Annotated in this window: 19 protein-coding genes; 16 read left to right on the top strand and 3 right to left on the bottom strand. The window is 64.5% G+C overall.

The features are described 5' to 3' along the window. Positions 1–64: 64 nt before the first annotated feature. The 11 genes from hypF to AC6R19_RS06465 all read left to right on the top strand — a co-directional run bounded on the left by hypF (position 65) and on the right by AC6R19_RS06465 (position 9,765). Positions 65–2,476: a carbamoyltransferase HypF gene (gene hypF, locus AC6R19_RS06515; RefSeq protein ID WP_500578979.1), complete on the top strand. Its 2,412-nt coding sequence runs from the start codon at positions 65–67 to the stop codon at positions 2,474–2,476. Continuing rightward, a complete protein-coding gene (locus AC6R19_RS06510) occupies positions 2,467–2,772 on the top strand; it encodes a HypC/HybG/HupF family hydrogenase formation chaperone (RefSeq protein WP_500578978.1) in 306 nt (101 codons plus the stop codon). Before hypF ends, AC6R19_RS06510 begins: the two co-directional genes overlap by 10 nt. Continuing rightward, complete coding sequence (locus AC6R19_RS06505) at positions 2,769–3,455, top strand: D-sedoheptulose-7-phosphate isomerase (protein ID WP_500578977.1); 687 nt, start codon at positions 2,769–2,771, stop codon at positions 3,453–3,455. The genes AC6R19_RS06510 and AC6R19_RS06505 overlap by 4 nt, the downstream gene beginning before the upstream one ends. Then, positions 3,452–4,594: a hydrogenase formation protein HypD gene (hypD, locus tag AC6R19_RS06500; protein ID WP_500578976.1), complete on the top strand. Its 1,143-nt coding sequence runs from the start codon at positions 3,452–3,454 to the stop codon at positions 4,592–4,594. The genes AC6R19_RS06505 and hypD overlap by 4 nt, the downstream gene beginning before the upstream one ends. After that, positions 4,591–5,655 (top strand): hydrogenase expression/formation protein HypE, encoded by a 1,065-nt coding sequence (gene hypE, locus AC6R19_RS06495; RefSeq protein ID WP_500578975.1) that lies wholly within the window; start codon positions 4,591–4,593, stop codon positions 5,653–5,655. The genes hypD and hypE overlap by 4 nt, the downstream gene beginning before the upstream one ends. Further along, on the top strand, positions 5,655–5,801 hold the full coding sequence (locus tag AC6R19_RS06490; RefSeq protein ID WP_500578974.1) for a hypothetical protein: 147 nt from the start codon (positions 5,655–5,657) through the stop codon (positions 5,799–5,801). Before hypE ends, AC6R19_RS06490 begins: the two co-directional genes overlap by 1 nt. Then, a complete protein-coding gene (locus AC6R19_RS06485; protein ID WP_500578973.1) occupies positions 5,794–6,135 on the top strand; it encodes a hydrogenase maturation nickel metallochaperone HypA/HybF in 342 nt (113 codons plus the stop codon). The genes AC6R19_RS06490 and AC6R19_RS06485 overlap by 8 nt, the downstream gene beginning before the upstream one ends. Continuing rightward, positions 6,135–6,935 carry a hydrogenase nickel incorporation protein HypB gene (hypB, locus tag AC6R19_RS06480; RefSeq protein WP_500578972.1) on the top strand — a complete coding sequence of 267 codons (801 nt, stop codon included), beginning with the start codon at positions 6,135–6,137 and terminating at the stop codon, positions 6,933–6,935. Before AC6R19_RS06485 ends, hypB begins: the two co-directional genes overlap by 1 nt. Positions 6,936–6,937: 2 nt before the next feature. Beyond that, a complete protein-coding gene (locus AC6R19_RS06475; RefSeq protein WP_500578971.1) occupies positions 6,938–7,621 on the top strand; it encodes a sulfite exporter TauE/SafE family protein in 684 nt (227 codons plus the stop codon). 261 nt (positions 7,622–7,882) lie between these two features. Continuing rightward, the gene (locus tag AC6R19_RS06470) at positions 7,883–8,749 is read left to right on the top strand and encodes a 2OG-Fe(II) oxygenase (RefSeq protein WP_500578970.1); all 867 of its coding nucleotides are present in this window, start codon (positions 7,883–7,885) and stop codon (positions 8,747–8,749) included. A gap of 41 nt (positions 8,750–8,790) precedes the next feature. After that, positions 8,791–9,765 (top strand): mechanosensitive ion channel family protein, encoded by a 975-nt coding sequence (locus AC6R19_RS06465; protein WP_500578969.1) that lies wholly within the window; start codon positions 8,791–8,793, stop codon positions 9,763–9,765. A gap of 5 nt (positions 9,766–9,770) precedes the next feature. Here the strand turns inward: AC6R19_RS06465 and maiA are convergent, their stop codons facing one another. The 3 genes from maiA to AC6R19_RS06450 form a co-directional block, all read right to left on the bottom strand. Then, positions 9,771–10,400 (bottom strand): maleylacetoacetate isomerase, encoded by a 630-nt coding sequence (gene maiA / locus AC6R19_RS06460; RefSeq protein WP_500578968.1) that lies wholly within the window; start codon positions 10,398–10,400, stop codon positions 9,771–9,773. 209 nt (positions 10,401–10,609) lie between these two features. Continuing rightward, positions 10,610–11,596: a fumarylacetoacetate hydrolase family protein gene (locus AC6R19_RS06455; RefSeq protein ID WP_500578967.1), complete on the bottom strand. Its 987-nt coding sequence runs from the start codon at positions 11,594–11,596 to the stop codon at positions 10,610–10,612. Between the two features lie 45 nt (positions 11,597–11,641). Next, the gene (locus AC6R19_RS06450; RefSeq protein WP_500578966.1) at positions 11,642–12,772 is read right to left on the bottom strand and encodes a homogentisate 1,2-dioxygenase; all 1,131 of its coding nucleotides are present in this window, start codon (positions 12,770–12,772) and stop codon (positions 11,642–11,644) included. Positions 12,773–13,068: 296 nt separating this feature from the next. On the opposite strand from AC6R19_RS06450, the gene AC6R19_RS06445 reads away from it, so the two are divergent. The 5 genes from AC6R19_RS06445 to AC6R19_RS06425 all read left to right on the top strand — a co-directional run bounded on the left by AC6R19_RS06445 (position 13,069) and on the right by AC6R19_RS06425 (position 19,888). Beyond that, complete coding sequence (locus tag AC6R19_RS06445) at positions 13,069–13,581, top strand: MarR family winged helix-turn-helix transcriptional regulator (protein ID WP_500578965.1); 513 nt, start codon at positions 13,069–13,071, stop codon at positions 13,579–13,581. A 29-nt stretch (positions 13,582–13,610) separates the two neighbouring features. Beyond that, entirely contained in the window at positions 13,611–14,801 is a 1,191-nt protein-coding gene (locus AC6R19_RS06440) for an amino acid aminotransferase (protein WP_500578964.1), read from the top strand. Between the two features lie 223 nt (positions 14,802–15,024). Further along, positions 15,025–16,416, top strand: coding sequence for a class II 3-deoxy-7-phosphoheptulonate synthase (locus AC6R19_RS06435; protein WP_500578963.1), 1,392 nt, complete (start codon positions 15,025–15,027; stop codon positions 16,414–16,416). An 86-nt stretch (positions 16,417–16,502) separates the two neighbouring features. After that, the gene (locus AC6R19_RS06430; RefSeq protein WP_500578962.1) at positions 16,503–17,183 is read left to right on the top strand and encodes a glutathione S-transferase family protein; all 681 of its coding nucleotides are present in this window, start codon (positions 16,503–16,505) and stop codon (positions 17,181–17,183) included. A 482-nt stretch (positions 17,184–17,665) separates the two neighbouring features. After that, positions 17,666–19,888: a M3 family metallopeptidase gene (locus AC6R19_RS06425; protein ID WP_500578961.1), complete on the top strand. Its 2,223-nt coding sequence runs from the start codon at positions 17,666–17,668 to the stop codon at positions 19,886–19,888. Positions 19,889–19,970 lie beyond the last annotated feature (82 nt).

Genomic DNA, 19,970 nt, shown 5'->3' with positions numbered 1-19,970 from the left:
ACCTCTATTGCTTAACTTAGCGCCATTCCTGTCTCGACTTTATCGGTGAATACCGGAGCAGGGATTGGACAGCCGCACTACACGAGATGTGCCCGGAGCGCCGACCTGCCGCCATGGGCAGCGCATCGCGGAATCCATCCGCGTGCGCGGCCTGGTGCAGGCTGTGGGATTTCGCCCCCTGGTCTGGCGGCTGGCGCGGGAATACGGCCTCTCCGGCAGTGTGGGCAACGACGCCGATGGCGTGTGGATTCACGTCAGCGGCGGCGCCGGACAGATCGACGATTTTGTCACTGCGCTGCGCAATGGGCCGCCGCCGCTCGCGCGTATCGATGCGATAGAGCGCTCCCCCGGTGTTGCCGCGGAGTCGCCGGAGAAAGGTTTTCGCATCGCCCCCAGCCGGCCCGGGGAGACGCACACCCAGGTCGCCGCCGATGCCGCTACCTGCGCGGACTGCCTCGCGGAACTGTCCGCCCCCGGCGACCGACGCCGCGGCTTCGCCTTTACCAACTGCACCCACTGCGGCCCGCGGCTCAGCATAATCCGCCGCGTGCCCTACGACCGCGCCAATACCAGCATGGCGGCCTTCGCCCAGTGTCCCGCCTGCCTGGCGGAGTATCGCAATCCCGCCGACCGCCGCTTCCACGCCCAACCCAACTGCTGCCCGGAGTGCGGGCCGCGCCTGTGGCTGGAATCGTCGGCGGGTCAGATTGCAACAGAGGATACGATCGCAAAGGCGCAACAGCTGTTGCGCGCCGGCAACATCCTGCTGGTAAAAGGCATCGGCGGCTTTCACCTGGCCTGTGACGCCACAAACCCTGGAGCGGTCGCAGAGCTGCGCGCGCGCAAGCGCCGGCCGCACAAACCCTTTGCGCTTCTGGCGCGGGATCTGGAAATGGTCCGGCGCTACTGCGATACAGGCGACACCGGGTGCGAATTACTTCGGCACCGCGCCGCGCCGATTGTACTGCTCGCGCAAAATGGCGAAGCCACACTCGCCGCCGGCGTCGCGCCGGGGCAGCGCTGCTACGGCTTTATGCTGCCCGCTGCGCCTCTGTATCACCTGCTGGTGGCGGGACTGGAATTTCCGCTGGTGTGCACCAGCGGCAATCGCAGCGGTGAGCCCCAGTGTATCGACAATGACACGGCGCGGGCGCTGTTGGTGCAGGTGGCGGACGCCGCGCTGCTACACGATCGCGAGATCATCAACCGCCTGGACGATTCCGTCGTGCGCGAAATCGGCGGTCGGCCCGCCATACTGCGTCGCGCCCGCGGCTACGCGCCGGAACCGCTGGTATTGCCGCAAGCCTTCGCCGCCGCGCCGCCACTGCTGGCCCTGGGCGGCGAGCTGAAAAACACCTTCTGCCTGCTGAAGGACGGCCAGGCAATTCTCTCCCAGCATATCGGCGACCTGCACAACCGCAGCGCCGCCGAGGCCTTCGAGCAATCCCTGAAGCTCTACCGGGCACTGTTCGATCACACACCGCGCGCTATCGCGGTGGACGCCCACCCGGAATACCGCTCGAGCAAGTTCGGCCGCGCCCTGGCTGCGCGGGAGTCCCTGCCGCTGACAGTGGTGCAGCACCACCACGCCCATATCGCCGCCTGTCTCGCCGATAACGGCCTGCCCCCGGACACGGAACCGGTGCTGGGCATCGCGCTGGACGGCCTGGGCTACGGAACAGGTGGCGGCCTCTGGGGTGGCGAATTCCTGCTGGCGGACTATAGGAATTGCGAGCGGCTGGCGAGTTTCGAGCCGCTGCCCATGCCCGGCGGCGAGCGCGCCGTGCGCCAGCCCTGGCGCATGGGCTTTGCGTACCTGCGCCAGCTGCTCGGCGACGACGCCGAAATTCCCGGGGAATTCGGCGGCTTCCTCGCCCGCCAGCCGCTGGAGATCCTGGCGCGCATGCTGGACACGGGATTCAACAGCCCGCCGACCAGTTCCTGCGGCCGCCTGTTCGACGCGGTGGCCGCGGTGACCGGCCTGTGCCGCGAGGCCAGCTTCGAGGGCCAGGCGGCCATGGCCCTGGAGGCACAGGTGGACGGCGGTGCCCTGGCCGCGGGTGAAGGCGGCTATCCGTTTGCAATCGGCGAGATCGATGGCTTGCCGCGGTTGCGGGCGCAGCCGATGTGGCGCGCACTGCTGGAGGATATCCGCATGGGCGCTGCCACCGGTGTCGTGGCCGCGCGTTTCCACCTGGGGCTGGCCGAGGCGATAGGGCGGATGGTCGACCGCCTCGGCGATCGCTGCGGCGCGCGCTGGAATGGGCGGGTGTCGCTGTCGGGCGGGGTTTTCCAGAACGCGGTTCTGAGCGGTCTGCTGGTGCGGCAGCTGCGGCGGCGTGGGCTCGAAGTACTGGTCCACCGCCGTGTACCCGCCAACGACGGCGGCCTGAGCCTGGGGCAGGCGGCGGTGGCCGCGGCACGCCTGCTGGAGGCTCGCCGCGAATTTAAACAGGGAACTGGAACATGTGCGTAGGGATTCCCGGGCAGATCGTCGAGATAGTCGACGCGGAAACCGACACCGCCATCGTGGAAATCTGCGGTGTGCGCCGCGCGGTCAATATCGCCTGCGTCGTGAACGAAGAGCGCGACCACGCCCAGTGCATCGGCGAATGGGTGCTGGTGCACGTCGGTTTCGCGATGAGTCGCCTGGATCCGCTGGAAGCGCAGAATACCCTGGACCTCCTGCGGGAGCTGGGCGAAATGGACGAGGAGCTGTCGGCCATGGGGGAGGAGCCGTCAGCCATTCGGAGCAAGGAGAAATCACCGTGACGGACTATCTGCAAGAGCTCTACCCCTTCCTGCACGGCCGCGAGCGCAGTGCGGATTCCATCGATGCATCGCTGCAGGAATCGGTGCGGGAAAAGGCCAGGCAAAGCCTGCGGGCAAAGATGCGTTTTTTTACCCGCAGTGGCGATGATCTGGTGGCGGTGGCACACATACTGGCGGATCGCTTCCGCCGCGGCGGGCGCCTGCTGTGCATGGGCAACGGCGGTTCCAGCTGCGACGCCGCGCACCTGGCGGTGGAATTCCTGCACCCGGTTACCGCCGGGCGCCCGGCGCTGCCGGCGATAGATCTCGGCGCCAGCAACGCCACCCTGACCGCACTGGCCAACGACGTGGGGGTCGAGCAGATCTATCGGCGGCAGGTGTCCGCACTGGGGCGGGCCGAGGATGCCCTGGTGGGCTTCTCCACCAGCGGCAACTCCACCAACCTGCTGGCGGCCTTCGCGCGGGCACGGGACATGGGGCTGGCCACCATCGCCCTGGCCGGCGGCGACGGCGGTGCCATGGCGCAGTCCCCGCATATCGACCGATGCCTGGTGGTGCCCAGCGACAGCGTGCACCGCATCCAGGAGACCCATCTGGTCATCTACCACATTCTCTGGGACCTGGTGCACACGCTATTGGCGGACAGTCGCGGCGGCCTGAACTCGACGGTGGCGGAGCCGTGAAATTTATCGACGAGTTCCGCGATCCGCAAAAGGCCCGCGCACTGCTGGCCGCTATCGGGCGGCTGGCGGCGCAGCTGCCGCGCGGGCGGCCGCTGCAGCTGATGGAGGTCTGCGGAGGGCACACCCACTCGATCTTCCGCTACGGTATCGAGCAGCTGCTGCCGCGCAATATCGAGATGGTGCACGGCCCCGGCTGCCCGGTGTGCGTTCTGCCGACGGGCCGGGTGGACGACTGCGTGGCCCTGGCGGAGCACCCCAATGTGATTTTCACCGCTTTCGGCGACGCCATGCGGGTGCCCGGCTCGCGCAAGAGCCTGTTGCAGGCGCGGGCGGACGGCGCCGATGTGCGCATGGTCTATTCGCCGGAGGATGCGCTGAAAACTGCGCGGGACAACCCCGGGCGCGAGGTGGTGTTTTTCGCCCTCGGGTTCGAGACCACCATGCCCTCCACTGCGCTGACCGTGCTGCGCGCGGCGGAGGAGGGCATCGGGAATTTTTCCGTCTTCTGCAACCACATCACCATTATCCCCACCATCAAGGCCATCCTCGACTCGCCGGATATCCGCCTGGACGGCTTTCTCGGTCCGGGCCATGTGAGCATGGTGATCGGGAGCGTCCCCTACGAATTCATCTGCCGCCACTATCGCAAGCCGCTGGTGATCGCCGGATTCGAGCCGCTGGATATCCTGCACTCGATCTACCTGCTGCTGAAGCAGATCGCCGAGGGCCGCTGCGAGGTGGAGAACCAGTACCGGCGCCTGGTCCCCGATGCGGGCAACGCGGCTGCGCTGGACGCGGTGCAGCGGGTCTTCGAGTTGCGCGAGTATTTCGAGTGGCGCGGCCTCGGTTCCATCGACCACTCGGGCGTGCGCCTGCGTGAGGCCTACGCCCGCTTCGACGCGGAGCGGCGTTTTCCGATACCCAACCTGAAAATCGCCGACCCCAAATCCTGCCAGTGTGGAGAAGTGCTGAAAGGCGCGATCAAGCCCTGGCAGTGCAAGGTGTTCGGCAGCGCCTGCACGCCGAAAACACCGCTGGGTTCGCTGATGGTATCCAGCGAGGGTGCCTGTGCGGCGGTGCACAGCTACGGTCGCCCGGACCTGATCCGCGCCCGCGAGCCAGAGGAGGCGAGCGAATGAGAGACGCCATTATTGAACGCCGCGCATCGGGCGCGGCACGGGAGGCCAGGATAGGGCTGTCCCACGGCAGCGGCGGGCGCGCCATGCGCGACCTGGTGGACGAGGTGTTTCTGTCCGCTTTCGACAACGCCTGCCTGGCGCCGCTGGAGGACCAGGCCCGTATCCCGCTGGCGCAACTCTGTGCGGCAGGCGACCGGCTGGCGTTCACCACCGATTCCTATGTGGTGGACCCGCTGTTTTTTCCCGGTGGCGATATCGGCGAGCTGGCGGTGAACGGTACCGTCAACGACCTGGCGGTGAGCGGTGCGGTGCCGCTGTACCTGTCCTGCGGAGTCATCCTCGAAGAGGGTTTTGCCCTGGCCGATCTGCGCCGAGTCGTCAATTCCATGGCCCGGGCGGCAACAGAGGCCGGGGTGCAGTTTGTCACCGGCGATACCAAGGTGGTGCCCAGGGGCGCGGCGGACAAGCTGTTTATCAATACCAGCGGCGTCGGCGCAATTCCGTCGGGACTGGAGATAGCCGCGGCCCACGCGCGGCCCGGCGACAGAATCCTGGTCAACAATTTTATCGGCGACCACGGTGTGGCGATTCTCGCGGCGCGGGGGGATCTGGCCCTGCAGGTGGCGGTGGAGAGCGACACCCGGCCGCTGAACGGGCTGGTGCGCGCCCTGCTCGATGCCTGCCCCCGGGTACACTGCCTGCGCGACGCCACCCGCGGCGGCCTGGCCACGGTACTGAACGAATTCGCCGAGAGCGCCGGTGTCTGCATGCAGCTGGAAGAGGCGGCGATTCCGGTGCGCGACGAGGTCCGCGGCGTATCGGAAATCCTCGGCCTGGATCCGCTCTACTACGCCAATGAGGGCCTGTTGGTCGCGGTGGTACCGGACTCCTGCGCGGAGTCTGCGCTGGCCGCGCTGCGCGCCCATCCCGCCGGCGCCCGGGCGGCGCTGATCGGCGAAGTGACCGCCGCGCCCGCGGGGCGGGTGGTGATGCGCAGCGGTTTCGGCGGCGAGCGCATCGTCGACATGCTGGTGGGCGAGCAGTTGCCGAGGATCTGCTGATGAGCCCCCGCATCCATCAACAATTGCAGATCGCCGATATGGGCATGCCGCTGATGCTGGATTACCGCCAGGCGCTGGCGGCCCACGAGGGGGGGGGGCTGTTCGGTTTGGAAAGCCGGCGCGCCGGGAGCAGGCGCCGTGCATGAACTCTCCCTGGTACAGAGTATCGTCGAGACCTGCAGCGCGGAGGCGCGCGGTGCGCGGGTACGCAGGGTGACCCTGGAAGTGGGGGCGCTGTCCTGTGTGATGCCGGAGGCACTGCGTTTCTGTTTTGTCGCCGTGAGTGACGGCACTGCGCTCGCCGGCGCGGAACTGGAGATCCTGCTGCGCCCCGGCTGCAGCCGCTGCCTGGACTGCGGCCGGGCGTTGTCGCTGTACAGCCTGCTGGACAACTGCAGCTGCGGCTCCGCGAATATCGAGCCGCCCAGCGGCGGCGACCAGTTGCGGATTCAATCCATGGAAATCGAGGAGTCGGTCTGATGTGTACCACCTGCGGCTGTTCCGGCGGTGCCCGCCCCCTGTTGACCAATACCGCCACGGGCAGGGTGAGGGCCATCGGTGAACCCATCGCGGCCGGCGGCCGCCCCGCATTGCGGCGCTCTCAGCCGGCGCTCAGCGACAGCGAGCGGGTGCACCTGGAGCGCGACCTGCTGGCGCACAACCAGTCGATCGCCGAGCGCAATCGCGCCCGGCTGCGCGAGCGCAATGTTCTCGCCCTAAACCTGGTCAGCTCCCCCGGAGCCGGCAAGACCACGCTGCTGGAGCGCAGCATCCGCGATCTGCGCGGCGCGATTCCGATCAGTGTGGTGGAGGGCGATCAGGAAACCCGGTTCGACGCCGAGCGCATCCGCGCCACCGGCTGCCGCTCGGTGCAGGTCAATACCGGCACCGGCTGCCACCTGGAGGCGTCGATGATCGAGGCTGCGTTGGGCGAACTGGAGCCGGCGGAGGGATCGCTGCTGATGATCGAAAATGTCGGCAACCTGGTGTGCCCGGCACTCTTCGACCTGGGAGAGCACGCCAAGGTGGCGATTCTCTCGGTGACCGAGGGGGCGGACAAACCACTCAAGTATCCCCATATGTTCCGCGCCGCAGCGCTGATGATCCTGAACAAGACCGACCTGCTGCCCTATGTGGACTTCGATGTGGAAGCCTGTGTCGGCTTCGCGCGCCGGGTCAATCCGGATATCGAGGTGTTGCAGCTCTCCGCGACCCGAGGCCACGGCCTGCAGGCCTGGTACGACTGGCTGCAGGCCCGACTCTTCTCTGTGGAGGCCTGATCGTGAGCGCTTTCCTTGTTCTGGGTTTCCTGCTGGGCATGCGCCATGCGCTGGAGGCCGACCACGTGGTCGCCGTAGCCGCACTGGCGACCCGCAGCCGCACCGCGGGGCAGGCGTTTCTGCAGGGCGCGGCCTGGGGCCTGGGTCACACCATCACCCTGTTTCTCGCCTGTTCCGTGCTGCTGTTCATGGATGCGGTGGTGCCCGAGCGGCTGGCACAGCTGCTGGAAGCCGCTGTCGGCGCCATGCTGATCCTGCTGGGGGCGGATCTGTTGCGACGGCTGTGGCGCGAGCGTATTCATTTTCACACTCATCGCCACGTCGACGGCACGGTGCACTTCCACGCCCACTCGCACCGCCGTGGAACTGGTGCGCACCCGCAGCTGCATCACCATGAGCATGTCCGGGGCTTTCCCGCGCGGGCCTTGTACGTGGGGCTGATGCACGGGCTTGCGGGCTCCGCTGCACTGATACTGATGGCGATAGGCACAGAGCAGTCGCCGCTCGCGGGCCTGGGTTATGTGGCGTTGTTCGGCATCGGCTCCATCGGCGGCATGGCGCTGTTGTCGCTGGCCATCAGCGTACCCTTGCGCGGTGCGCGGCGATTTGTCCGCTTGCATGGGGCCCTGCAGTTCGGTGTCGCCGTCTTGACGGTCGCTATCGGAGTCTCCCTGGTCTGGCACTAATTCGGTTCAGGGGTGGGGCAAAAGTGGCGGGGGAGCTCTGACTAGAAAGCCGCTAAGTTAAGGGTTCCGATTCGGCTCTGCTACCGGTGGCCGCCCGGGAAAAAGCCTCATCGGCAAACATTTCCCGGGCGGCCACCGTAGCAGAGCCTTACATTGTGCCAGCTGCTTGCTTAACTTAGTGCCGTTCAGCTCTGGCTATACTGATAGCTGGATTTGCGCAGGGAAGCGGCGCCGGTACTAGAGGTCAGGGAGGGCAGAGCAATGCAGTTCGAGCAACTGGAACCGGATCTCCAGGAGTGGATTCGCGACGCCGTGCGGCGGGGAACCCAGGCGCAGGTCATGGTGGACACCCTGGTCAACGCGGGCTACCACCCGAGAATCTCCAGCGCGGTTGAGCAGTATATCGCCGGACTGCAGCGCCAATCCCTGCCGGCCCTTTCGCAGAGCCTCAGCCCGGCGCAGTGGAGAAACAGCCTCAGCCCGGCGCAGCAGAAAACCAACACCGCGACCACCTCCGACCGCGAAGTGCAGATCCTGGTGGCGCTGGACAGGCCGTGCCTCGTACTGTTTGGCAATCTGTTGTCCGATGGGGAGTGCGACGAGCTGATAGGGCTGAGCCGGCCGCGCCTGAAGCCATCCCGGGTCATCAACAGTGAGAGCGGCAGCCGCGATATCCACCCGCAGCGCACCAGTACGGGTACCTATTATCATCGCGGCGAAAACGCCCTGATTCAACGCATCGACCAGCGCATCAGCGATCTGTTGGCTGTTCCGGTCAGCCGCGGCGAGGGCTTGCAGGTGCTGAACTATCTCCCGGGCGCGCAGTACAAGCCGCACTACGACTATTTCGATCCCAGGTCCCCGGGGTTTGAAAAGGCGTTGCAAAAGGGCGGCCAGCGTTTCGCCACCCTGATCATCTACCTGAACGATGTCGAAGCCGGCGGCGCCACCATCTTTCCGGAAATCGGCCTGGATATTCTGCCACGCAGGGGCAATGGCCTGTATTTTTCCTATGTGGACGACGCCGGAGAGCTGGATGACCTGACACTGCACGGCGGCAGCCCGGTTGTGGCCGGCGAGAAATGGATAGCCACCAAGTGGCTGCGGCTTGGCGATTATCCCGACTGAGCGGTGTGCGGGTAGGAATCGGTTAATGTTGGGAAAAACCTGTGATCGATATTTCTCTGCTCGTTACTGATATTCCCCTGGCCGGATCCCTCCCCCTGGCTCAGCAGGAGGACAAAGATAAGTCTGCGCTCGAGGAAATCACGCCGGAGCCCGTCTCCGAGGCGGCACAGACGGTGTTGGAATCCCTGCGGGAGATTTGGGACAACTTCCTTGCCCACACCCCCTTTGTGATTGCCAGTATGATGGTGTTGATCATCACCTGGATAATAGTCATCCTGATCCACCACTTCGGCCGCCGCCTTTTCAGGCGCACGACTTCGCGCAAGTCCCTGCAGGACCTGTTCGTGCGCCTGCTTACCATTGCCGTCTGGGTGCTCGGACTGTTGTTCGCCGCAATGCTGCTCTTCCCCGGCTTGACCCCGGCCAGGGCCTTGGGCGCGGTGGGGCTGCTGTCAGTGGCCATCGGCCTTGCGTTCAAGGATATTTTCGAAAACTTCTTCGCCGGCATCCTGATTCTGTGGCGCTTTCCTTTTGAAGAGGGCGACGTGATCGAGTGCGAGGGCGTCATTGGGCGCGTGGAGGCAGTGGAAGTGCGCAATACCAATATCCGCAGGATGACCGGCGAACTGGTGATAGTGCCCAATTTGTACCTATTCAAGAATCCCTGCGAAATCCTGACCAATCGAAAGAAACGCCGGGTGACCATTGTTGCCGGCGTGGCCTACGGCGAGGATGTGACCGAGGCGGTGGAGGTGATCGAAAAGGCGGTGGCCACCTGCAAGACGGTGCGCGATGACGAGCCGGTACAGGTATTTCCGCAGGGTTTCGGCGAGAGCAGCATCGATATCGGAGTCACCTGGTGGACCGGCTCGACCCCGTTTGCGGTGCGTGAGTCGACGGGAGAAGTGGTCACCGCAGTGAAGAAGGCGCTGGACGAGGCGGGTATCGAGATTCCGTTCCCTTATCGGACGCTCACTTTCAAGGAGCCTCTCGCCCTGAAGCGAGAGGCGGACTGAAGCTGTTAAAGTGTACTGTCCGGCTGGTTTTCCGGCCGCGCTTCAACAAATGCCGGTATCTCGCCGCAGGCCTGCGCGATGCGGTGAATTGCCGGGTAGTCGGCGATATCCATGCCGAAGCGCTCGGCGTTGTAGATCTGCGGAATCAGGCAGCACTCGAAGAGTCCCGGTTTGTCGCCGGCGGCGAAGGGCGCCGGGTCCAGTTGCTGTTCCAGTGCGCTGAAGCCCTCGTGGATCCAGTGGCGGATCCAGCCGGTTTTCTGCTCATCGCTGACGCCCAGCTCCGACTGCAGATATCTCAGGATACGCAGGTTCTGGATCGGTTGGATATCGCAGGCGACGTTGTAGGCCAGGGCGCGGACCTTGGCGCGCGCCAGCGGATCGCCCGGCAGCAGGGCCGGTTTCGGGTGCTGTTCGTCCAGCCACTCCAGTATTGCCAGGGACTGGGTCAGGATATTGCCTCCGTCCACCAGCGCCGGCACCAGGCCCTGGGGTTGGAGTTTGCGGTATTCGCTTTCCCGCTGCTCACCTTTCAGCAGATTCACCGGTTTGTAGTCGTACTGCAGGCCCTTCAGGTTGAGGCCGATGCGCACGCGGTAGCTGGCGGAGGAGCGGAAGTAGCCGTGTAGTTCCATAGTTATTCCTTTTCTCGGATTGTTCTTGTCTGCAAATCTGTAGGGCGGATAAGCGTCAAGCGCATCCGCCGGTCGGATTTGGTGGATGCGCCCGGCGTGGATGCGCCCGGCGTGGATGCGCTTAGCGCTTATCCACCCTACGATTTTTCCCGAGTCCCGAGTCCCGAGTCCCGAGTCCCGAGTCCCGAGTCCCGAGTCCCGAGTCCCGATTATTGCGGATTTGCGTATTCCACCACCCGCTGGCTGATGGTGCCGAAAATATCCGCATCCTTCTCATCGTACATCGCAATTTCGATGTGGTCGCCGAACTGCATAAAGGGCGTGCCCGGCTTGCCGTCGGCGATGATTTCCAGCATGCGCACTTCCGCCAGGCAGCAGGAGCCGGAGGCGCGGTCCACATTGGACACTGTGCCGGAACCGATAATGGTGCCGGCGCAAAGGGGACGGCTCCTGGCGGCGTGGGCGATCAGCTGCGGGAAGTTGAAGGTCATGTCCACGCCGGCGTTTGGGGAGCCGATCTTTGCACCGTTCAGCACCGCGTGCAGTGGCAGGTGCACTTTGCCGTCGCGCCAGTGGTGGCCCAGTTCATCCGGGGTCACCGCCACCGGGGAGAAGGCGCTGGAGGGTTTGGACTGGTAGAAGCCGAAGCCCTTGGCCAGTTCGCCGGGAATCAGGTTGCGCAGGGAGACGTCGTTGACCAGCATCAGCAGGCGGATGCTTTCCTCCGCCTTTTCGGCGCTGGTGCCCATGGGCACATCGCCGGTGATCACCGCCACTTCCGCCTCGAAATCGATACCCCAGTCGGCGCTGGCCATGGCGATATCCTGGGTTGGGGCCAGGAAGGTGTCGGAGCCGCCCTGGTACATCAGTGGATCCGTCCAGAAGGAATCCGGCATCTCCGCGCCGCGGGCCCTGCGCACCAGTTCCACATGGTTCACATAGGCGCTGCCGTCGGCCCAGTGGTAGGCGCGGGGCAGGGGACTGTGACACTGGCCGGCGTCGAAGGGGAAGCTGGTGACCTCGTTCTTCTGCAGGGCATCGAATCGGGCCTGCAGCTTGGGTTCGGTGATTTCCCAGTCGTCCAGTGCCGCCTGCAGTGTCGGGGCTATATCGGCGGCGCCGCAGTAGCGGCCCAGGTCGCGGGAGACGACGATCAGTTCGCCGTCGCGACCTTTGTTCAGGGAGGCTAGTTTCATTTTTCTTTGATCCTTCTTCTGTGTTCTTCCTGTAGGCGCGGCGGGTTATTTGGTTTTCCAGCTGTCCACGTACTCCGGCAGTTCCACTGAAATGGCGTCGGGCAGTATGTCCCAGGGCGTGCGGCTGTCGATCATTACCGCCACCTCGTCGGTCTCCTTCTTGGCGTGCTCGGCGCCGGCCTTGAAGGCCTTGGGATGGGGGCCGTGGGTGAAGCCCATGGGGTGCAGGGTCAGCATGCCCGGGTGGATATTGTCGCGGCTGAAGAAGTCGCCGCGGTGGTAGAAGATCAGCTCGTCGAAGTCGTCGTTATTGTGGAAGAAGGGCACTTTCAGAGCGCCGGGATCGCTCTCGATCGGGCGTGGGGCGAAGGTGCAGACCACAAAACCGCGGGCGACGAAGGTGGTGTGGGCCGAAGGCGGCAGGTGATAGCGGTGGCTCATCAGTGGGCGTATGTCGCGCCAGTTGATGCGTACCGCCAGGTTGTCGCCCTTCCAGCCGACCGCGTCCAGGGGATTGAACGGGAAGGTGATGGTGGAGACCTGCTGGCGCACCTTCACTTTCACCTGCCACTCGTCCTCGGTCTGCTGGGCGCGGAACTTGTCGTCCATGCCGGGCACATCCAGCATCGCCGGATCGAAGATCGCGTGCGGACCCACGATGCCTTTGTCCGGCAACTGGAAGTGGCCGCCGCTGGCTTCCACCATCAGCAGTTCCAGTTGTTCGCCGTCGAAGGGCTCGAGGCGCCACATGGTGCCGCGGGGCAGCACTATGTAGTCGCCGTCGCGGATATGCAGGTGGCCGAAGTCGCAGTAGAGATCGCCGCTGCCGTTGTGCACGAACAGCAACTGGTCGCCGTCGGCGTTGCGCACCAGGTGATCCATTGGCTCCCTGCAGGTCCACAGGGCCACCAGGCTGTCGCTGTTCTGCAGTATCGGTTTGTGGTCCCAGGGGCTGTTGCCGCTGTGGACCAACCTTGTGCTGTCGAAGGCGTGCGGGCGCAGTGGGCCCTCGAAATCGCTCCAGCCGGTGGGGGGGTGGCGGTGGTAGAAGTGGGTGGCGGGGCCGAAGAAGCCCTCCTTGCCCATTTCCCGCTCGTAGGTGTTGGCGGGAAAGTTCGCGTGGGCCTGGCGGCTGGTTTCACCCTCCACGCGGGGGAAGTTGATCCAGTTTTTCATGCGCTCGCACCGTCGGTTGATGCCCCTCGATTCCGGGCGAAGAGCCGGCCCGGTAGTCTGTCTTCCCAGTGTGCGCAAATAATTAGCGCTGCGACGCGTTTTCGATACCAAAAATGGCGCGCAAAGCCGTATAATGCGCGACCGATTTTGTCTGATGACCTGCGCCTTACCCGGGGAAAATTTCCGGCAGTAGTGGTTACAATTGAAACCAATGTTAGTTACATTTGTAACCTGGTACAACCGCCGGCGTAACCGCCGGATTACAACTCCGGAGTACAACAGGTGTGTGAACAGCCATGACGACTGATAACAATGCGCCCCACCTCAACGGGCCGGAGGCGGCCGTAGCGCGCGACGATCTGCGCCTGGAAAAATTCTTGCCCTACCGCCTGTCGGTGCTGTCCAACCGGGTGAGCAATGCCATTGCCCAAGCTTATGGTGCGCGCTTCCACCTGACCATTCCCGCCTGGCGGGTGATGGCGATCCTGGGGCGCTTCCCGGATCTCTCCGCCGCCGAACTGGTGGAGCAGACGGCGATGGACAAGGTGGCCATCAGCCGCGCCGTGTCGTCGCTGCTGAAGAATGACTACATTACCCGCAGCGAGGACCCGGCGGACCGCCGCCGCCAGGTGCTGAACCTGTCGGAGCTGGGGCGCGACGTCTACGAGCGTATCGTGCCGCTGGCGCAGCAGTACGAGAACGACCTGATGGCCTCGCTCAGTGCCGAGGAGCGCCAGCAGCTGGACAGCATTATTGAGAAACTGACGGACCGCGCCCAGGCTTGGGCCGAGCGCGGCCTGATCGACTAGCGAAAGAATAGTGTAGAAGGAGTTTTGCGATGTTTGAGCACCTGAGCAGCCTGCCGCCGGACCCCATCCTGGGCCTGCTGGCCAGTTACCGCGCCGATGAGAACCCCGACAAGATCGACCTTGGGGTCGGCGTCTACAAGGATGAGGCCGGCCACACCGCGGTGCTGCAGGCGGTCAAGGAGGCGGAGACCCGCCTGCTGCAGAGCGAGGAGACCAAGGCCTATATCGGCCCGGCGGGCACACCCGGTTTCAACACCGCCATGCAGGAGCTGATCCTGGGTGCGGACCACCCGACGCTGAAGGCCGGCCGCGTGCGCTCGGCGCAGACTCCCGGTGGCTGCGGCGCCCTGCGGGTGCTGGCGGAATTCACCAACCGCGCCAAGGCCGGCGCCACCATCTGGGTCAGCGATCCCACCTGGGCCAACCACGTGCCGCTGCTGGGCTTTGCGGGCCTGCAGATCAAGACCTATCCCTACTACGATCGCGCCACCAGCAGCCTGCAGTTCGACCAGATGGTGGAGACCCTGAAAAATGTGGGCGAGGGCGAGCTGGTGCTGCTGCACGCCTGTTGCCACAACCCCTGTGGCGCGGACCTCTCCCGCGAGCAGTGGAAGGTCATCGCGGAGATGGCGCAGAAGCAGGGCTTCACGCCGTTTATCGATATGGCCTACCAGGGCTTCGGCGAAAGCCTGGACGACGACGCCTGGGGCCTGCGCCTGATGGCGGAGTCGGTGCCGGAAATGCTGGTGGCGGCCTCCTGCTCGAAGAACTTCGGCCTCTACCGCGAGCGCGTCGGCCTGGCCATGGTGATCTACAACAATGGCGCCGATGCGGACAAGGGCCAGAGCCAGATGCTCAATGTCATTCGCGGCAACTACTCGATGCCGCCGTCCCACGGCGCGGCCATCGTCGAGTCCATCCTGGCCGACGCCGGCCTCAAGGCCAACTGGGAGGCCGAGCTGACCGAGATGCGCGAGCGCATCAACGGCCTGCGCGCCGGCCTGGTGGAGAGCCTGGCCGCTGCTGGCGCCGCCGGTGATTTCAGCTTTATCCAGCGCCAGAAGGGCATGTTCTCCTTCCTCGGCATCACCGCCGAGCAGGTGCAGCGCCTGCAGAGGGAATATTCCATCTATATGGTCGACTCCAGCCGCATCAGCATCGCCGGCCTGAGCCAGAACAATATGGAATACTTCTGCAAGGCGGTGGCCAGCATCCTCTGATCTCGGGACTCGGGACTCGGGACTCGGGACTCGGGACTCGGGACTCGGGACTCGGGACTCGGGACCCGGGACTCGGGACCCGGGGCGAGTCTCAGAGTCAGAGCGATGCTCCCTCTTGCTCCCCTCTCCCGCTTGCGGGGGAGGGGCTGGGGGAGGGGGCCGCGGGCGCAGCCCGCAACAATTGCCGTTAGGCAATCGAAGTAGTCAATCTAGAGAACCGAAAATGGAAGTTGAGGTAGATACCCCCGTGCCCGATTCCCCTACCCAATTCTGGACCCCCGAAAGCTGGCGCAATTTCGAGGCCAAGCAGCAGCCCAGTTACCAGTCCCCGGAACAGGTGGCAGGGGTCACCGGCGAATTGTCCGGCTACCCGCCACTGGTATTCGCCGCCGAGGCTCGCGAGCTGCGCCGCCAGCTGGCGCAGGTGGCCGAGGGCAGGGCATTCCTGCTGCAGGGGGGCGACTGCGCCGAGTCCTTCGCCGACTTCAACGCCAACCGCATCCGCGATACTTTCAAGGTGCTGCTGCAGATGGCGGTGGTGCTGACCTTTGCCGGCAACCTGCCGGTGGTGAAGGTGGCGCGCATGGCCGGCCAGTACGCCAAGCCGCGCTCGGCGGACACCGAGATCATCGGCGGCGTCGAACTGCCCAGCTATCGCGGCGACATCATCAACGGTATCGACTTCACCGCCGAGGCGCGGGTACCGGATCCGAGCCGCATGCTGACTGCCTACAATCAGTCGGCGGCCACCCTCAATTTGCTGCGCGCCTTCGCCCAGGGCGGCCTCGCCGACCTGCACCAGGTGCACGGCTGGAACCTGAGCTTCCTCGAGAACAATCCCCAGCGGGAGAAGTACGCCCAGTTGGCGGAGCGGCTGCAGGAGGCGCTGGAATTTATGGCCGTGTGCGGGGTGACTTCCGAAAACACGCCGGCCATTCGCGAGACGGTGCTCTACACCTCCCACGAGGCGCTGCTGCTGGATTACGAACAGGCCCTGACCCGCACCGACAGCCTCACCGGCAAATGGTACGACTGCTCGGCGCATATGCTGTGGATCGGCGAGCGCACCCGCCAGTTGGACGGCGCCCATGTGGAATTCCTGTCCGGCGTCTGGAACCCGATCGGCGTCAAGGTCGGGCCGGGCATGAGCGGGGACGAGTTGCTGCGCCTGATCGACAAGCTGAACCCCAACAACGAGGCCGGCCGCCTGACCCTGATCACGCGCATGGGCGCCGACACCCTGGGCGAAAAGCTGCCGGCGCTGGTGCGGGCGGTGCAGGGGGAAGGGCGCTCGGTGGTCTGGAGCACGGACCCGATGCACGGCAATACCGTCAAGGCCAGCAGCGGCTACAAGACCCGCGATTTCGACAAGATACTGCGCGAGATCCGCGACTTCTTCGCGGTGCACCGTGCCGAGGGTTCACACCCCGGAGGCATTCACCTGGAGATGACCGGCCAGCACGTCACCGAGTGCACCGGCGGCGCCTGGAAAATCTCCGAGGCGGACCTGGCCAGCTGCTACCGCACCCAGTGCGACCCGCGCCTGAATGCGGACCAGGTTCTGGAGTTGGCCTTCAACCTGGCCGAGTGGCTGCGTGATGGTCGCTCTGCCTGAGGTGACCGCACCTGGTCTTGCTTCTTGCCGGCCCGAAAGGCTGGTTTGTTCGTTCGCCAATTCTTGAATGATCCCTGGGGGTGCCCATGTACGAGCTGTTTATCGCCAATAAAAACTACTCCTCCTGGTCCCTGCGCCCCTGGGTGCTGATGCGCCAGTTGGAGATTCCCTTTGAGGAGCAACTGGTGACCTTCGAGGAGGGGGGTAGCTGGGAGAAATTCCGCAGCTTTTCCCCCAACGGACAGGTGCCCTGCCTGATCGATGGAGATACCACCGTGTGGGATTCCCTGGCCATCGTCGAATACCTGGCGGAAAACCATAAGCGGGTATGGCCGGAGGACAGGGAGCCCCGCGCCTGGGCCCGTTGCGCCGCGGCGGAGATGCACTCGGGTTTCTCCGCCCTGCGCAATATCTGCAGCATGAACTGCAGCGTAAAGGTGAAGCTGGCGCAGATACCGCCCAACCTGCAAAAGGAGATCGAGCGCATCGACGAACTCTGGAGCCTCGGTATCCAGCTGTTCGGCGGCCCCTTCCTGGCCGGCGGGGAATTTACCGCGGTGGACGCCTTCTACGCGCCTGTGGCCATCAGGGCCAGGAGCTACAACCTCGCCCTGAGCGATACCGCCAGTGCCTATGTCTCGCGCCTGCTGGAGCTGCCGCCAATGCAGGAGTGGGTTGCCGACGCCATCAGGGAGCCCTGGCGCGAGGAGGGCCACGAGGAAGAACTGCGCCGCGCCGGCACCATAGTCGAAGACTTGCGCCAGTAGACTCCATTCCGGATGCCAGCGAGGGCCGGCCGTATAGCACCGGTCCTGATCTGTAGGGGCCGAAGGCGCCGCGAATACCTGGAGTGGCTGGAACGAACCTTGTGTTCGCCCGCCCAAAGCGCGGACCACTCGCCGCAGTATTTCCAGAACCTCACCTGTGAATACGGTCACCAAACGGGTCCACTGAGAGGTGGCGGCCTCTTGCCTCCGACTTGTGGGCCCGGAAGATCCTCGTGTTCGTCACGGTACTGATTAAAAGAATACACTTAAAAAGTCGTTATCATATTAATCGATCCCAACCAGTAGCCAACTTCATTGCAAATTCGGTGGTTAACCAGGGCTGGGCGTCTGTCGCGAAAATCCCTCTACCTGTCGATGCCCGGGCCGGACTGTGAAGCGGGGATTGGCGGCGGCGGGGCGACTGGGGTTAAACTCGGGCGTTTAATAGTTTCATAAGAAAGTATTTGAACAGGAGAGAACCTATGCGCCAGACATTGATCGCGCTGTCCGTCGCCGCCGCCCTGGCCGCCGCCGGATGCAGCAAAGAGGCCGGGCAGGGACAGGCGGCACAGGAGAGTGCACAGGTCCAGCAGGTGGGCACCGAGGCCGCCAGCTCAGTCGCCACGGAGAAGAATCCGCTGCTGGCGGAGTGGACGGGCCCCTATGGCGGTGTGCCGGCCTTTGACAAGATCAAAGTGGAGCACTTCAAGCCCGCGCTGGAAGCGGCCATGGCGGAGGCCCTGGCCGAAGTCGAAGCCATCGCCGGCAATCCGGAGGCGCCGACCTTTGCCAATACCATTGCGGAATATGAGCGCGCCGGCAGCACCCTGGATCGGGTGTTCGCCTACGGCAACGTCTGGAACAGCAACCTGTCCACACCGGAATTCCGCGAGGTCTACCGGGAGATGGCGCCGAAGCTGGCCGACTTCCAGTCCAAGATCACCCAGAACGACAAGCTGTTCCAGCGCATCAAGGCGGTCTACGAGCAGCGCAATGAGTCCGACCTGAACGCCGAGCAGAAGCGTGTGGTGGAACTGATTTACACCGAGTTCGCGATCAACGGCGCGACCCTGAAGGGCGAGGCCAAGGAGCGTTATGCGGCCATCAACCAGCGCCTGGCCGAGCTGTACACAGAGTTCTCCAACAATGTGCTGGCGGATGAGGAGGGTTACGATATCTTCCTGACCGAGGAGCAGCTCGCCGGCCTACCGGAGTCCTTCGTCGCCGCGGCGGCGGCGCTGGCCGAGGAGAAGGGCCAGAAGGGCAAATACGCGATCACCAACACCCGCTCATCCATGGATCCCTTCCTGACCTACTCCGACAACCGGGAACTGCGCAAACAGGTCTGGACCAACTACTACAGCCGCGGCGACAACGGCGACGAGCACGACAACAACGCGATCATTGTCGAAATCCTCAAGCTGCGCGACGAGCGCGTCGGCCTGCTCGGTTTCGACAACTACGCCGAGTGGCGCCTGCAGGACCGCATGGCCAAGACGCCGGAAAACGCCATGGGGCTGATGGAGGCCGTATGGCCGGCCGCTGTCGCACGGGTGAAGGAAGAGGTTGCGGATATGCAGGCGGTGGCCGATGCCGAGGGTGCGGATATCACCATCGAGCCCTGGGACTACCGCTACTACGCGGAAAAGGTGCGCGTGGCCAAGTACGACCTGAACTCCGACGAAGTGAAGCAGTACCTGCAGCTGGACAAGCTGCGCGAGGCCATGTTCTTCGTCGCCGGCGAGCTGTTCAACTTCACCTTCACGCCGGTGAAGGCCGGCACTGTGCCGGCCTTCCACGAGGACGTGAAAGTCTGGGAAGTGAAGGACAAGACCAGTGGTGAGCACATCGGCCTCTGGTACCTGGATCCGTTTGCGCGCTCCGGCAAGCGCTCCGGCGCCTGGGCCACCATGTACCGCGACCACACCACCTTCGACGGCAAGAAGACGGTGCTGGCCTCCAACAACTCCAACTTTATCAAGGGCGCGACCGGCGAGCCGGTACTGGTGAGCTGGGACGATGCGGAGACCTTCTTCCACGAGTTCGGCCACGCGCTGCACTTCCTCGCCTCCAATGTGTCCTACCCGACATTGAACGACGGCGTGCGCGACTACACCGAGTTCCAGTCCCAGCTGCTGGAGCGCTGGCTGTCCACCGACGCGGTGATCGACAACTACCTGGTGCACTACAAGACCGGTGAGCCGATCCCGGCGGAACTGGTGGCCAAGATCAAGAAGGCCGCCACCTTCAACCAGGGCTTTGCCACCACCGAGTACCTGGCCTCCGCGCTGATCGATATGAAGCTGCACACCACCGATCCGGAAGGTATCGACCCGGACAAGTTCGAGCGCGAAACCCTGGCCGAACTGGGCATGCCGAAGGAGCTGGTGATGCGCCACCGCACGCCGCACTTCGGCCACGTCTTCTCCGGCGAGGGCTACGCCACCGCTTACTACGGTTACCTGTGGGCGGACGTGCTGACCTCCGATGCCGCGGAAGCCTTCGCCGAGGCCGAGGGCGGTTTCTACGATAGGGAAGTGGCTGCCAAGCTGGTGAAACACCTGTTTGCGCCGCGCAACGCGGTGGATCCGGCCGACGCCTACCGAGCCTTCCGCGGCCGCGATGCCAGGATCGATGCACTGATGCGCGATCGCGGTTTCCCGGTGCCGGAGAAAAAGGCGACTACGGTTGCCGTTAAGGAATAGTCTGACCTGACACTGTAGGAGCGGCGGACGCCGCCCCGCCGCTCCTACAATGAGAGAGTAAATTCCGGTGTAGAGGACATGA

Source organism: Microbulbifer sp. SE14 (genome assembly GCF_059834885.1).
This window is presented reverse-complemented; position numbering and strand designations above follow the sequence as displayed.

Bases quoted from the DNA above. Each gene is read 5' to 3' on its own strand.
- AC6R19_RS06510 (WP_500578978.1), top strand. From the start codon at position 2,467: ATGTGCGTAGGGATTCCCGGGCAGATCGTCGAGATAGTCGACGCGGAA.
- hypE (WP_500578975.1), top strand. From the start codon at position 4,591: ATGAGAGACGCCATTATTGAACGCCGCGCATCGGGCGCGGCACGGGAG.
- AC6R19_RS06490 (WP_500578974.1), top strand. From the start codon at position 5,655: ATGAGCCCCCGCATCCATCAACAATTGCAGATCGCCGATATGGGCATG.
- hypB (WP_500578972.1), top strand. From the start codon at position 6,135: ATGTGTACCACCTGCGGCTGTTCCGGCGGTGCCCGCCCCCTGTTGACC.
- AC6R19_RS06470 (WP_500578970.1), top strand. From the start codon at position 7,883: ATGCAGTTCGAGCAACTGGAACCGGATCTCCAGGAGTGGATTCGCGAC.
- maiA (WP_500578968.1), bottom strand. From the start codon at position 10,400: ATGGAACTACACGGCTACTTCCGCTCCTCCGCCAGCTACCGCGTGCGC.
- AC6R19_RS06455 (WP_500578967.1), bottom strand. From the start codon at position 11,596: ATGAAACTAGCCTCCCTGAACAAAGGTCGCGACGGCGAACTGATCGTC.
- AC6R19_RS06450 (WP_500578966.1), bottom strand. From the start codon at position 12,772: ATGAAAAACTGGATCAACTTCCCCCGCGTGGAGGGTGAAACCAGCCGC.
- AC6R19_RS06445 (WP_500578965.1), top strand. From the start codon at position 13,069: ATGACGACTGATAACAATGCGCCCCACCTCAACGGGCCGGAGGCGGCC.
- AC6R19_RS06440 (WP_500578964.1), top strand. From the start codon at position 13,611: ATGTTTGAGCACCTGAGCAGCCTGCCGCCGGACCCCATCCTGGGCCTG.
- AC6R19_RS06435 (WP_500578963.1), top strand. From the start codon at position 15,025: ATGGAAGTTGAGGTAGATACCCCCGTGCCCGATTCCCCTACCCAATTC.
- AC6R19_RS06430 (WP_500578962.1), top strand. From the start codon at position 16,503: ATGTACGAGCTGTTTATCGCCAATAAAAACTACTCCTCCTGGTCCCTG.
- AC6R19_RS06425 (WP_500578961.1), top strand. From the start codon at position 17,666: ATGCGCCAGACATTGATCGCGCTGTCCGTCGCCGCCGCCCTGGCCGCC.